We start from the raw sequence: 12469 nt of genomic DNA on the forward strand, positions 1-12469 counted from the left end.
CCGCGCTCGTCCCGAGCGTCCCAGAGATCCGCTACCTGCTCGCGCGCCTGCTCATCTTCCCTCCGACACAGAAGCCCTACATCATCGCCTGGTCACTATGGCGACGACGACACCAGGCGGCCGCGACCCTCTGCCACTATCGAAGACGCAAATATGTGCAACTGTAGTACTAGACCGCGCCGGGTGGATTGGGACCCGGTTCACCCGCTCGACGCGCCCGGAATTTTTTGAAGCTGAACCTTTCCCATCCGGTTCAGGTTTCCCACCTGAATCAAGGAAGGTTCCATGGTGACCTTGGGATTTATCAAGGCGGCGCCGTCTCTCTTGGAGCCTGCTGAATTCGTTAAGCCGTCAGCAACCCAACGCATCTGACGGTGTTCACAATCCGTAGACTCCAGCAGGGAGCGAGCCGATGACCGTTGTCACTTTCCATATCGCACGCCCCGCCAAACTCTTCGGTTTCGTTGGGCCGTTGCTGGCGCTCGCGGTCCTGGCCTTTCTGGCCGGCTTCGGCGGCTATCTGATCCTCGGGCCGGCCAATGTCCTGAACCCGCCGCCGGCCTCGACAGCGTCGCAGGCGCCGGGCGCGACGCCCGCGGATGTCCTGGTCATCCCGGACGCGCCGAACCCGCCCAAGGCGGTCTAGGCCTCAGGCGCCGCGCGCCACGAACCAGCCGTTGCGGAAACCGTCCTGCGCCTTGCCATAGGTGAAGGCCTTGCCCTCGGGCGTCGTCAGCAGGCCGCCCGCAGCTTCCAGCACCGCATGCCCGGCCGCGGTGTCCCACTCCATCGTGGGGCCGTGACGCGGATAGATGTCGGCCGCGCCCTCGGCGATCCGGCAGAGCTTAATCGATGAATCCATCGGCTCGCGCAGGTCGAAGCCGTATTCGGCGGCGAGCTTGTCGGCGGTCTCCGGCTTCATGGTGTGGCTGATCAGGGCGATGGCCGCGCCCTTGGGCCACGCCCGCGCGCGCACCGGCGCGGGGGCTGCGCCCTTCAGCCGCTTCAGGGTCGCGCCATTCGACGTGTACCAGGTCTCGCCGGAGGGCGGGCAGCTCACCGCGCCGGCCACCGGGCGGCCGTTCTCGATCAGGCCGATATTGACCGTGAAGTGCGGGTCGCCGCGCACGAAGGCCTTGGTGCCGTCCAGCGGGTCGACCAGGAAGAACCGCGGCCCGATGGCGTCCGGCGTGCCGAACTCGCTGGCGTCCTCTTCCGAGATGACGGGCACGTCGGGGAACCGCTCGGCCAGGGCCTTCAGGATCAGCGCCTCGCCGCGCTGGTCGGCCTCGGTGACCGGGCTCTCGTCGGCCTTGTGGGTCACGGCCAGGCCGGAGCGCCAGAGCGGCAGGATGAGGGCCGCGGCCGCTTCGCAAATGTCGGCCAGTTCGGCCCCGATGTCGTTCATGGGGGTTTCTTAAGCAGCGGCGCGCGGTTTTCCAAAGGTTCAAATCAAGCCAAGGTCCGCGCCATGACCGACAGCCCCGCGACCACGACCACCCTGCGACCCGCCGAACTCGCCGCCTTCCTGGCCGCGCGGATGTGCCACGACTTCATCAGCCCGGCGAGCGCCATCGTCTCCGGGCTCGACCTGCTGGAAGACCCGACCGCCCAGGACATGCGCGACGACGCCATGAGCCTGATCGGCACCTCGGCGCGCAAGCTGGCGGACCTGCTGGCCTTCACCCGCGTGGCCTTCGGCGCCTCGGCCTCGGCCGAGACCTTCGATGCGCGCGAGCTGGAGAAGCTGGCCCAGGGCGTCTTCGGCCACATGCGCGCGACCCTCGACTGGCAGGTTGAGCCGCTCGGGGTGAACAAGCCCGCCGCGCGCACGCTGCTGAACCTCGCCCAGATGGCCGGCGCGGCCCTGCCCACCGGCGGCGTGGCCAAGGTGCGCGCGGTCGAGGAGGCCGCGTCCATCGCCATCGCCATCGAGGCCGTGGGCCCACGCGCCCGTCTACGCCCGGAGGTGCTGGCCGGCCTGGCCGGCGACGGGCCCGGCGAGGGCATGCATGGCCATTGGGTGCAGGCCCGCTACGTGAACCTCTTCGTCACCGACGCCGGCGGCCGCGTCCTGGCCGAGGTCGCCGAGGAAAAGGTCACCCTGGCTGCCACGATCCCGGCCTGACCCGCCTTGGCTCGGGAGGACCGTCCTGAGAGGCCCGCGCAGCGGGCGCCTGGATCTTAAACCACCAAGGACACCAAGATCGCCAAGGGGCTCATGAAGTGAGGAGCGCCGCGTTTCGGCGGCACGGCGTCTTGGCGAACTTGGTGTCCTTGGTGGTTCAAAAACGGAGTCTTCGCTAGCGCGAAGCCTCAGGGCTGCAGACCTTAATCGCGCAGGCCCGCCCCGATCACGCAGCTGACCTTGCCGTCGCGGATCGCCACCGTCGCCGAGTGGCCGACGCCCGGTTCGAACAGCATCTTGCGCCCGCCCACCGTCACCTCGACCGCCGCCGGCGCGTCGAAGTTGCAGACCGGGAAGGTGGCTTTCGAAAAGACGTTCTCGACCGGAACAGCGGCGCAGAACGCATCGCCGATCTGGTAAGCGAAGCCGATCCCCTGGAAGACGAAGGGCGCCGGCGGCCTGGCGCCCCGGGTGGCGGGCGAGGGCGTCACCGCGACCGGGCAGGGCGGCCCCCTCACCAGCCATTCGCGCAGGCTCGCCCGGTGCGTCGCCCAGGTCCCGACGCCGACCGAGATCGGGATGCTGGCGATGGCGGTCAGCAGCACGACGATGCCCGCAGTCTGCAGCCGGGCGAACATCGGGCCGCGGCGGCGGCCGACGCGGATCGGTTGGGCGAAGCGGTCGGGATCGGTCGACGGTGCGTCGGATGCAGTCCTCATAAACTACATATGTAAATCGTCTCAGAGGGCTTGGCTAGGCCGACTTAACGGTGATCCGCGCCGGCCTTACGGATCGCGCTGGCGATGGTCGCGCGCTGTTGCGCCCCGGATTCGCGAGCCTCAACGGAATAGAGGCCGGTCAGCAGGGCCAGGTCCTGTGGCGTGGCGGCCTCCGGTGGGTCATTGCAGCCGTCGGCCATGCGGTTGAGGATTGTCGGCGTGGCGTTGCAGCGGTTCAGCCCCTGCCACTTGGCCAGCGCCAGGACGGCGATGTAGTCGGCGACCGTCTCGATCTTCTCGCCGGCCAGCTTGTTGGTGTCGGCCAGGATCAGGCTGTGGACCACCTCGGCGCTCATGCCGTTGCCCAGGCGGCTCCCGGCGCGTCCCATGGGGCGCTCGCTCTGCGGAATGGGGTTTTGGCAGTCGGGAATACAGACCGGGACCGGATGGTTGACCTCGATCCAGCTGTTGCCGGTCGCGTCACGGGTGCGGGTCACGTACCAGGCCTGGACCGGCCGATCGACGGTGGTCAGCTTCTTGGTCTGGGCCACGAAATGGAAGCCCAGCAGGATGTCCTTGCGCCTGGCGATGTCGTCGAGCTGGGCCTGCGGGTTGGGCGTGAAGACCACGTTCACATTGGGGGTGCAGTCGGCGGCCTTGGCCACCGGCGCATGGACTTGGCCCGCCACCTCGATCACCCGCCGGGCGACGAAGGCGTCAAATTCCGCCGGCAGGCCGACAACCTTGACGCATACGTCGTCACGGAAGCGGGCGATCTGTTCGGACTGGCCTTCGGGCAGATGCTCGCGCACGAACTGGGTGGTGGGATCGACCAGCGGATTTGCTTTGCCGGCCGCCTCCACCATGACGCCGCTCACCGTGGGTGCAGGCTTTGCGGCGGGCGTCGGCTCTGTTTGCTTCGCCGCGACAGCGCCTGCGCCGATCAACACCGCCGCCGCGCCCGCCAGGATGAGGAAACGCTTCATCGCTCGCTCCTATCGCTTGTCGCCGCTCTCGCCGCCGGCCGCCTTGCGCATGAGATCGGCGATCTCCGCCCGCTGCAGCGTGCCCGCCTCCCGCGCGTTCACCTGATAGAGGCCGGTCAACAGTGCGATATCGGCGGGCGCCGCGGCCTCGGGCCGATCCTCCGCATCGCAGCCGTCCGCCATCAGGTTCAGGATCGTCGGCAGGCCCGTGCACCGTTCGAGCCCCTGCCAGCGCGAAAGCGCCAGAACGGCGATGTAGTCGGCAACCGCGCCGATGGGCTGGCCGGAGACCTTGTTGGCGTCGGCGATGATCAGGGCGTGCACGAGCTCCGAGCTCATGTCGTTCCCCAGGCGACTGCCGGCCCGGCCCGTCAGCGGCGGCGCCTTGAGATCGCAGGGCGGAGCGCCGGGCAAGCCGGTCCCCTGGCAAGGCGCCGTGTCGTTGAGTTCGAGGATATCCCGCCCGTCCGTGCCCACGGCGCGCGTGAGATACCAGGACTGGATCGGGCGGCGGAAGGTGAAGGTCTGCTTGGCGTCCGCCTTGAAATAGAACCCGAACAGAACGTCCCGCCGCCTAGCGATGTCCGTCAGTTGCGTCTGCGGCGTCGCCGAGAAGATCACATTGACGTTCGGGACACAGGTCGCCGCCTCGGCCACCGGCGCCTTCACCTCGCGCGCCATCGCGACCACCCGCTTGGCGATGAAGGCGTCGTATTCGCCCGGCAGGCCGATCACCTTGACGCAGATCGGGTCGTGGAAGCGGGCGTATTGCTCGAAGCGGCTGGTGGGCAGGCGCTGGCGGACGAACTCGGTGGTGCGGTCGACCAGCGGATTCGGTTTCGCGGGGCCCTCGACGGTGACCCCGCTGATCGTCGACTCCGGCGGCGCTGGCTTGGAGGACACGGGCGGAGTCTGCTTCGCCGCCGCGCCCGCCGCGATCAGGGCGGCAGCGGTCACACCCACCAGGATCGGGTTCAGTTTTGCCATTCGCGGACGCCTACTGCTGTTCTTTGTCCGTGGCTTTGCGGATCGCGCTGGCGATAGCGGACCGTTGCTGCGAGCCGGACGCGCGGGCCTGGACGGAATAGAGGCCGGTCAGCAGGGCCAGGTCGGCGGGCGTCGCGGCCTCGGGTCTGGCCTCGGGGTCGCAGCCGTCGGCCATGAGGTTGAGGATGGTCGGGATGGAACTGCAGCGGTCCAGCTTCTGCCATCGCGCCAGCGCCAGCACGGCGACATAGTCGGCCACCGCCTCGATCTTCTCCCCGGCCACCTTGCCGGCGTCGGCCACGATGAGGCTGTGAACCACCTCGGTGCTCATGCCATTTGAGAGCCGGCTTCCGGCCCGGCCCACCCGCGGGTTCAGAAAGTCCGACGGGTCATGCATTTCGAGCCGGCTCTCGTCGAATTGATCTCGGGTCCGCGTGACGTACCAGGCGCCGACGGGCGGTTTGAACGTCGCCAAGCGCTTCAGGTTGGCGTCATTCCAATAGAACCCGAGCAGGATGTCCTTGCGCTTGGCGATGTCGGCGAGCAGGGCCTGCGGCTCGGTGGTGAAGATCACGTGGACGTTGGGCTGGCAGGTCACGGCCTTGGCCACCGGCGCATGCACCTGAGCCGCGATCTCCACGAGGCGCTTGGCGATGAAGGCGTCATATTCGTCCGGCAGGCCGATCACCTTGACGCAGACGTCGTCGCGGAAGCGGGGATACTGCTCGGAGAAGGTGCTCTCCGGCAGGCGCTGGCGGACGAACTCGCGGGCCGGATCGACCAGCGGGTCCGACTTGGGCGCGGCCTGCACGGTGACGCCGCTCACCGTCGGCGCCTTGGCGGCGGGGACCGGCTCGGTCTCCTTCGCGAGGGCCGAGGCGCTGAGCGCCACCCCGGCCAGGCCGACCAACAGCCATGTCTTCGCCGCCATGACCCAGCCTCTCATCGGATACCGTGTTCGCTGGAACGATACGTCGAGGCCCAGTCGAGCGCGACTGGAAAAGAACAGCGCTCCGCCGCGCATTGCCGCCTGACTGAAAAGCGGTCTTGCACCCCTCCTTAACCATCCGCGCGCGACAACGGCGACATGGTTAAGGAAGCGCCGCGCGTGAAGCTGTGCCTGGTGGTCGACGACAGCCGGGTGGTGCGCAAGGTCGCCCGGCGGATCCTCGATGACCTCGGCTTCGAGGTGGCGGAGGCCGGCGACGGCGCCGAGGGCCTGGCTTGGTGCCGCACCGAGATGCCGGACATCGTGCTGCTGGACTGGAACATGCCGGTGATGGACGGGCTGGAGTTCCTGCGCCGCCTGCGCCAGGAGCCGGGCGGCGCCGCGCCGCGGGTCGTGTTCTGCTCGGTGGAGAGCGACCTGGACCGGGTCCGCCAGGCGCTGGATGCGGGCGCCGACGAATACATCATGAAGCCTTTCGACGGCGACATCCTCGCCTCGAAACTGGCCCTGGCCGGCGCCCTGTGACCCCGCAGGATCGCGAGCTGATCGCCCGCCTGAGCGCCGAGCGCGCCGGGTTGAAGGTCGATCCCGACAAGGCTTATCTGCTGGAAAACCGCCTGGCGCCGGTGGCGCGGCGCGAGGGGTTCGCCTCGGTGCACGATCTGGTCTGCGCGATCCGCGACCGCGATGACGACCGGCTGGCGTGGCGCGCCGTCGAGGCCATGTCGCCGGCCGAGACCTCCTTCTTCCGCGAGCCGCAGACCTTCGAGGCCATCCTGGGTCAGGTGCTGCCGGACCTGGCCAGGCGCCGGCCGGCCGGGACCATCCGCCTGTGGTCGGCCGCCTGCGGCACGGGCCAGGAGGTCTACTCCCTGGCCATGGCGCTCGCGGAGCAGGCCCCGGCCGGCGTGACCGTCGAGGTGTTCGCCTCCGATCTCTGCGAGCGGCGGCTGGAGAAGGCGCAGGCCGGTATCTACAGCCCCTTCGAGGTGCAGCGCGGCCTCTCGGCGCGCCGCCTCGTGACCCATTTCGAGGGGCTGGAGGATGGCTTCGTGCTGTCGCCGCGGGTGCGGCAGATGGTGCGCTGGCGGCGCGTCAATCTGATGGAGGATTTGGGTCGGCTGGGCCAGTTCGACCTGGTGCTGTGCCGCGGCCTGCTGGGCCATCTGCTGGAAGACGCCCGCGCCCGGGTACTGGGCGCCCTGGAGCGGACCCTCGCGCCGGGGGGCTGGCTGGTGCTGGGAACCGGCGAAGCGGCGCCAGGCTTGAACGCCGTGGCGGGACGTCCGGGCTTCTACGGCCGCGAGGGCTCGGCGCGGGCCGCGGCCTAGCCGCTCATCTCCGCGCAAGCGGAAACCCGGGCTTTTTGAGCCGTGGTCGATCCTGCAAAAGAAAACCCCGCCGCAATGCGACGGGGCTCTCAGAACGAATTGTCGAAGACGTCTTAGTGCTTGGCGTCGTCGGCGGTGTTGGTCACGGCGTGACCGGCGTCGGAAACGTCCTTGCCGGCGCCGGCGACGGTGTTGCAGGCGGCCACGGCCATGCTGGCGGCCATAACGGCGAGAATCACGAACTTACGCATTGGGCTTTCTCCAGGGTTTTGAAACTTGCCCCGTAAGAACCCCTACGCTGCCGCTTGGTTCCCGCCGGCCGTTGCATCCGGCACTGTCGGGTCGGCGGCCGGCGTCGGGAAATACAGCCGGGCGGTCACGCCGCCGGCCTCGTTCAGCGTGATTTCGGCGCGGCCGCGCAGCTGGCGGGCGAAGGCGGTCATCAAGGTGCGGCCGACTCCGGACTTGGAGAGCGCGTCCTCGGCCGGCGCGCCGTCGTCCGAGATCGACAGCTCCGCCTCCTCACCGTTCACCCGGAAGTCCAGCTTCAGCACTCCGCCGCGCGCGCCGAAGGCGTGCTTCTGGGCGTTGGTGATGGCTTCGACGGCGAACAGCGCCAGCGGCGCCAGGCGGTCGGGGTCGATGACCAGGGCGTCCACCGTCAGTTCGGTGCGCACCGGCGGGCCATGGCTGATCTCGCCGGCGACCAGTTGCGCGGTCAGCTCCTCCAGGAAGGGCCGCAGGTCCACCCGCTTCAGGTCCGGGCCCTGGTAGAGGGCGCGGTAGATCAGGGCGAGCGCGGTGATCCGCTGACGCGTGTCGCTCATGGCCGCGCGCGCCGCCGGATCGGTCAGCGCCCGCTGCTGCATGTTCAGCAGGGACGAGATGACCTGCAGGTTGTTCTTCACCCGGTGGTGGATCTCGCGCATCAGCGCGTCCTTCTGCGCCAGGCTGTCGCGCAGGGAGGCGTCGCGTCCGACGATGGCGTCGGCCATGTCCTCCAGGGTCTCGGCGAGCTCGCGGATCTCCGGCGGCATCTGCTCGGCCTGCACCGGCCGCACCGTCAGACGCCCGCGGGCATAGAGGGCGGCGATGCGCTGGCCGGCGTCGCCGGTGACCAGCTGGCCGACCAGCTCCTCGAGGAATTCGCGCAGGTCGACGCGCCTCAGGTCCGGGCTCTGGTAGAGCGCCCGGTAGATCAGCGCCAATGCGCTGATCCGCTGGTGGGTGTCGGAGATCGCCGCCCGCGCCGCCGGGTCGGTCAGCGCCCGCTGCTGCATGTTGAGCAGCGAGGAGATGACCTGCAGGTTGTTCTTCACCCGGTGATGGATCTCGCGCATCAGCGCGTCCTTCTGGGCGAGGTTGTCGCGCAGGGAGGCGTCGCGGCCGACGATGGCGTCGGCCATCTGCTCCAGCGTTTCGGCCAGCTCGCGGATTTCCGGCGGCATCTGCTCGGCCTGCACCGGCCGGACGGACAGCCGCCCGCGGGCGTAGAGAGCGGCGATCCGCTGCAGATAGGCGATCCAGCGGACCACCACCCGGTCGGTGACCAGGAGCACCGCCGCCAACGCCAGGCCGAAGGTCATCAGCGGGAACAGGATGCCCGACAGCGGGTTCAGCCGCGCCCAGGAGAAGATCCCCGGCGACTGGGCGGAGAGCACCACATAGACTTCGTCCCCGGCCACCGGCGTCGCGGCATAGACCCGGCGCTCGCGGCGCGCGTCGACGCCGTACCAGATGAACGCTCCGTTGAGCCGCACCTGGTCGCGCCATCCGGCGGGCAGGTTTGGGAAGGCCTTGCCGTCGGTCTCGGAGATATAGCGGCCGCCGGCGTCGGTCAGCGCCACGTCGGCGTGGGCCGGCAGCGTCGGGTCGGAGACTGACGGCTCCAGGCTGGCCAGGTCGATCGCCGCGGCGAAGGCGCCGTCGAAGGCGCCGTCCGGGGCGCTGGCGCGGACCGCCGCCAGCACCGTGGGCTGCTCGCCGGCCGTGGCGGCCGGATCGCGGGTGATCACCAGCTGGTCGCCGCCCTGAAGCCGTTGGAACCAGGGCTTCAGGCTCCGCTGCGGATCGTCCGGCACATCGGCCGCGGCGCAGGCCACGCGGCCGCGCCGATCGAACCGCACCAGGTTGGCGTAGCCGGGGATGCGCCGCGTCACCTCGGCCAGGCGGTCGGCGCACTGATAGCCGATAGCGCCGGGCGCCAGCGTCTGCAGCAGGATGCCGGCGCCTTCCATGCGGCTGCGCGCGGTGGCCGCGCTGCGCTCGGCGGCGAAGCCGAGGTTCTGACGCAACGCCACGCGCTCGCGGTTGAAGGCGATCGCCGACTGCGCCACGCCGATGATCAGGACCGGGAGCAGGGCCGCGGCCAGCGCCGCCGTCAGGCGGACCCGGATTGTGCTCAGCGAACCCCCCATAAGCCCGCTCATAGCGAAAGGCCGGTCATGGAGGCGCGAGTTCCGTGCTCAACGCACGGTGCTTAGCCGCTCCGCATCCGCCAGGATAGCCCGCATGGCGTCGCCCGCCGAGGCGCCGTCGCGGTCGTAGGATCCGGACTCGAGGATGCCGTGCAGCGCGCGCCGCGCCCGGCTGACCCGGCTCTTCACCGTCCCGACCGCGCAGTTGCAGATTTCGGCCGCTTCCTCATAGGCGAAGCCGCCGGCGCCCACCAGGATCAGCGCTTCGCGCTGTTCGGCCGGCAACATGGCCAGACCCTGACGCAGCTCGTCCAGCGCCACCGGCGCTTCCGGATCGTCCACCGCCACCAGGGTCCGCTCCGCGGCCTCCTGGTCGAGCTGGCTCTGGCGCCAGGAACGGCGCTTCTCGGAGTAGAACTGGTTGCGCAGGATCATGAAGGTCCAGGCCTTCATGTTCGTGCCCATCTGGAAGGAGGCGCGCGCGTCCCAGGCCTTCATCATAGCGTCCTGCGCCAGGTCGTCGGCCGCGGCTGGATCGCCGCAGAGGGTGCGGGCGAAGGCGCGCAGGTGCGGGATGAGCTGGACAAGCTCGCGCTTGAACCCTTCGTCATCGGAACCGGAGCGGGAGGGACGGGCCGCGGGGGCGTCCGACATCAGCCGTTCTCCGCGGTCTTGTCAGCCCGCCGCAGGATTTCGAGGAACTCGTCCGGAACGTCCTCGTTGACCACTTCGTCGAACATCTGTCGCAGGCGCACGCCGATCGCCTGCTGGCGAAGGCGGGCTTCATCGAGGGCCGCGGAGGGTTTACGTGGATCCGGTGCGGGCATGTTTTCGATCATACTGTCGGCGTTCCGCTTTCGCGGTGGCCGCCCCCTCTTAGCATCCTCATCGGCCATCAAACGCCCCGCATCGCTTGGGGTTCCCACCCCGCGGCGCCCAAGGTGCGGAAAACCCACTCACTTGGGAACAAGTTCCCCTTCGTTGCGTTTTTGCACCATGATGGGGTCTGTCAGGGAACGCTTTCGGATGCCTGAGTTGAGACCAACGCGTTCAATATCAACGGGAGGGGTTACCCCTTGAGTTTGCTAGCACGTCTCGCGCCGCACCTGCCCTATGTCCGCCGCTACGCCCGCGCCCTCACCGGCGATCAGACGACCGGCGACCACTACGTCCGCGTCGCGCTCGAAGCGCTGGCGGCCGGTGAGCGTACGCTGGAATCCAATCTCACGCCCCGTGTCGCCCTCTACCATGTGTTCCACGCCATCTGGTGCTCCTCGGGCGCCCAGTTGGAAGGTCCCCAGGATGACGATCAGGCGACCGACGACACGACGCGCCGGCTGATGCGCATCGCGCCGCGCTCACGGCAGGCGTTCCTGCTGACCGCGCTCGAAGGCTTCACGCCGACCGAGGCCGCCCAGATTCTCGACTCGGACTTCGCCGAGGTCGAGCAGCTGATCGCCGAGGCCCAGGTCGAGATCGACGCGGAACTGGCCACCGATGTCCTGATCATCGAGGACGAGCCGGTGATCGCCGCCGACATCGAAGCGTTGGTCAAGGAGCTTGGCCACACCGTGGTCGACATCGCCGCCACCCGCACCGAGGCGGTGGACGCCGTCGCCCGCAAAACGCCCGGCCTCGTGTTGGCCGACATCCAGTTGGCCGACGGCTCCTCGGGCATCGACGCGGTGAAGGACATCCTGGCGCGCTACAATGTGCCGGTGATCTTCATCACCGCCTTCCCCGAGCGCCTGCTGACTGGCGAGCGCCCGGAGCCCACCTTCCTGATCACCAAGCCCTTCCAGCCGGAAACGGTGAAGGCGGCGATCGGCCAGGCGTTGTTCTTCCACCCGCGCAAGGCTTCCAAACAGGCGGCTTGACGCCGGCTGGAACGCTCCGACAAGCGCAACGTTGAGCAGGGGCGCCGCGGCCATCGCGGCGCCCTTCTTCGTCTGAGGAGAAACGCCAATGCTCGGTTGGGCGCTCGTTTTCGCGGTGCTGGCGGTCCTCGCCGGCATCCTGGGTTTCTCGGCTCTCGCCGGTCTGGCGGCGACCATCGCCAAGGTGCTGTTCGTGGTCTTCCTGGTGCTGCTGGTGGCGAGCTTCATCATCCGCGCCATCAGGGGCCAGTCGGTGGTCTAGCCGCCATAGATCGCCTCTCTCTCGGCTTGGCCTTGGGAGAGGCCGATATGAAAAAGGCCGCCCAGCGATGGGTGGCCTTTGTCGCTTTCAGGAAGATCTTCGCTCAGGGCTTCTGCTGGGTGGCCGGCGCGGGGTTCGGAGCGCTGTAGGCGGACCCCGTGGCAGCGTGGGTCTTGGCCAACTGGTCCTCGGCGCGGAACAGGGCCGGCGCCTTCCAGGTCCAGGCCAGGAACAGGCCGATGGCGGCCAGCAGCGTGCCGGCCACCAACACCCAGAACATATGTTTGCCGAAACGGCCCTGACGGGCAGGCGTGGCGGCCACGGTCGTATGGCCGGTGTTTTCGGGTCGCGAGGCGTCGGCCACTGGGGCCTCCTTTACTCAGGCGGGATATAGCTGAACGGGCCGGTGGCCGGTCGGCTGGAAACGGCGTGGACGGGGTGGATCAGGGCGCCGATCAGACCGCTGGCGAGCGCCAGGGCGAGGACCGCAAGCGCCACGACGAGACGGCGGCGTCCCGCCTGCTGACGCCAGCTTGGCGTCTTCATCAGGATCGGACCGCGCCCAAGGGCATGGCCGGACGGCATGGCGAAAGCCTTCCACGTGGCTGTCGGCGGGCAAGCTCGCCCGTCGGTCTGGCAAACGTCCGCCAGGCCCCGGTGTTCCGCGAAGACCTCCGGCGCTGGTTGTCACCGAAAAAAAGATCAGCTAAAACAGATATATGTGAGGCATCTGCGCGTGGGCCCGAAAAAGTTAAAAAAACTTTCGGCCCGTGCGGAACGCATTTCCGGGCCGCGTGTTTCTAAATTTGCGGA

16 protein-coding genes and 2 pseudogenes are annotated in these 12469 nt (G+C 68.7%); 6 read left to right on the forward strand and 12 right to left on the reverse strand.

Annotated elements, in window-relative coordinates; all coding sequences use genetic code 11:
* Positions 1 to 412: 412 nt before the first annotated feature.
* On the forward strand, positions 413 to 646 hold the full coding sequence (locus VHS75_RS03370; protein ID WP_329637192.1) for a hypothetical protein: 234 nt from the start codon (positions 413 to 415) through the stop codon (positions 644 to 646).
* A gap of 3 nt (positions 647 to 649) precedes the next feature.
* Here the strand turns inward: VHS75_RS03370 and cysQ are convergent, their stop codons facing one another.
* The gene (cysQ, locus tag VHS75_RS03375) at positions 650 to 1408 is read right to left on the reverse strand and encodes a 3'(2'),5'-bisphosphate nucleotidase CysQ (RefSeq protein WP_329637193.1); all 759 of its coding nucleotides are present in this window, start codon (positions 1406 to 1408) and stop codon (positions 650 to 652) included.
* A gap of 63 nt (positions 1409 to 1471) precedes the next feature.
* On the opposite strand from cysQ, the gene chpT reads away from it, so the two are divergent.
* The gene (chpT, locus tag VHS75_RS03380) at positions 1472 to 2128 is read left to right on the forward strand and encodes a histidine phosphotransferase ChpT (protein WP_329637194.1); all 657 of its coding nucleotides are present in this window, start codon (positions 1472 to 1474) and stop codon (positions 2126 to 2128) included.
* A gap of 203 nt (positions 2129 to 2331) precedes the next feature.
* Here the strand turns inward: chpT and VHS75_RS03385 are convergent, their stop codons facing one another.
* Genes VHS75_RS03385 through VHS75_RS03400 form a run of 4 tightly spaced genes read right to left on the reverse strand, consistent with a single transcriptional unit; the run spans position 2332 to position 5751 of the window.
* Entirely contained in the window at positions 2332 to 2847 is a 516-nt protein-coding gene (locus VHS75_RS03385; protein ID WP_329637195.1) for a hypothetical protein, read from the reverse strand.
* Between the two features lie 44 nt (positions 2848 to 2891).
* Positions 2892 to 3833: a hypothetical protein gene (locus VHS75_RS03390; RefSeq protein WP_329637196.1), complete on the reverse strand. Its 942-nt coding sequence runs from the start codon at positions 3831 to 3833 to the stop codon at positions 2892 to 2894.
* Between the two features lie 9 nt (positions 3834 to 3842).
* On the reverse strand, positions 3843 to 4820 hold the full coding sequence (locus VHS75_RS03395; RefSeq protein WP_329637197.1) for a hypothetical protein: 978 nt from the start codon (positions 4818 to 4820) through the stop codon (positions 3843 to 3845).
* 10 nt (positions 4821 to 4830) lie between these two features.
* Positions 4831 to 5751, reverse strand: coding sequence for a hypothetical protein (locus VHS75_RS03400; protein ID WP_329637198.1), 921 nt, complete (start codon positions 5749 to 5751; stop codon positions 4831 to 4833).
* Positions 5752 to 5928: 177 nt separating this feature from the next.
* On the opposite strand from VHS75_RS03400, the gene VHS75_RS03405 reads away from it, so the two are divergent.
* A complete protein-coding gene (locus VHS75_RS03405) occupies positions 5929 to 6294 on the forward strand; it encodes a response regulator (RefSeq protein WP_329637199.1) in 366 nt (121 codons plus the stop codon).
* Positions 6291 to 7100 (forward strand): protein-glutamate O-methyltransferase CheR, encoded by an 810-nt coding sequence (locus VHS75_RS03410; protein WP_329637200.1) that lies wholly within the window; start codon positions 6291 to 6293, stop codon positions 7098 to 7100. Before VHS75_RS03405 ends, VHS75_RS03410 begins: the two co-directional genes overlap by 4 nt.
* A gap of 113 nt (positions 7101 to 7213) precedes the next feature.
* Here VHS75_RS03410 and VHS75_RS03415 read toward each other — a convergent pair whose 3' ends face one another.
* The 5 genes and pseudogenes from VHS75_RS03415 to VHS75_RS03435 form a co-directional block, all read right to left on the reverse strand.
* On the reverse strand, positions 7214 to 7351 hold the full coding sequence (locus tag VHS75_RS03415; RefSeq protein WP_329637201.1) for an entericidin A/B family lipoprotein: 138 nt from the start codon (positions 7349 to 7351) through the stop codon (positions 7214 to 7216).
* Between the two features lie 42 nt (positions 7352 to 7393).
* Positions 7394 to 8200 (reverse strand): annotated as a pseudogene (locus tag VHS75_RS03420) (sensor histidine kinase); the annotation flags it as partial.
* 27 nt (positions 8201 to 8227) lie between these two features.
* Positions 8228 to 9529: pseudogene (locus VHS75_RS03425) on the reverse strand (sensor histidine kinase); the annotation flags it as partial.
* A 36-nt stretch (positions 9530 to 9565) separates the two neighbouring features.
* A complete protein-coding gene (locus VHS75_RS03430; RefSeq protein WP_329637202.1) occupies positions 9566 to 10171 on the reverse strand; it encodes a sigma-70 family RNA polymerase sigma factor in 606 nt (201 codons plus the stop codon).
* Positions 10171 to 10356: a NepR family anti-sigma factor gene (locus VHS75_RS03435; protein ID WP_329637225.1), complete on the reverse strand. Its 186-nt coding sequence runs from the start codon at positions 10354 to 10356 to the stop codon at positions 10171 to 10173. Before VHS75_RS03435 ends, VHS75_RS03430 begins: the two co-directional genes overlap by 1 nt.
* A 237-nt stretch (positions 10357 to 10593) precedes the next feature.
* Here VHS75_RS03435 and VHS75_RS03440 point away from each other — a divergent pair, with 237 nt between their 5' ends.
* Positions 10594 to 11394: a response regulator gene (locus tag VHS75_RS03440; protein WP_329637203.1), complete on the forward strand. Its 801-nt coding sequence runs from the start codon at positions 10594 to 10596 to the stop codon at positions 11392 to 11394.
* Positions 11395 to 11482: 88 nt separating this feature from the next.
* The gene (locus tag VHS75_RS03445; RefSeq protein ID WP_329637204.1) at positions 11483 to 11656 is read left to right on the forward strand and encodes a DUF1328 domain-containing protein; all 174 of its coding nucleotides are present in this window, start codon (positions 11483 to 11485) and stop codon (positions 11654 to 11656) included.
* Between the two features lie 103 nt (positions 11657 to 11759).
* Here VHS75_RS03445 and VHS75_RS03450 read toward each other — a convergent pair whose 3' ends face one another.
* Entirely contained in the window at positions 11760 to 12020 is a 261-nt protein-coding gene (locus VHS75_RS03450) for a hypothetical protein (protein ID WP_329637205.1), read from the reverse strand.
* 11 nt (positions 12021 to 12031) lie between these two features.
* Positions 12032 to 12241, reverse strand: coding sequence for a hypothetical protein (locus VHS75_RS03455; RefSeq protein ID WP_329637206.1), 210 nt, complete (start codon positions 12239 to 12241; stop codon positions 12032 to 12034).
* Positions 12242 to 12469 lie beyond the last annotated feature (228 nt).

This window comes from Phenylobacterium sp., assembly GCF_036264965.1.
Lineage (GTDB): Bacteria > Pseudomonadota > Alphaproteobacteria > Caulobacterales > Caulobacteraceae > Phenylobacterium.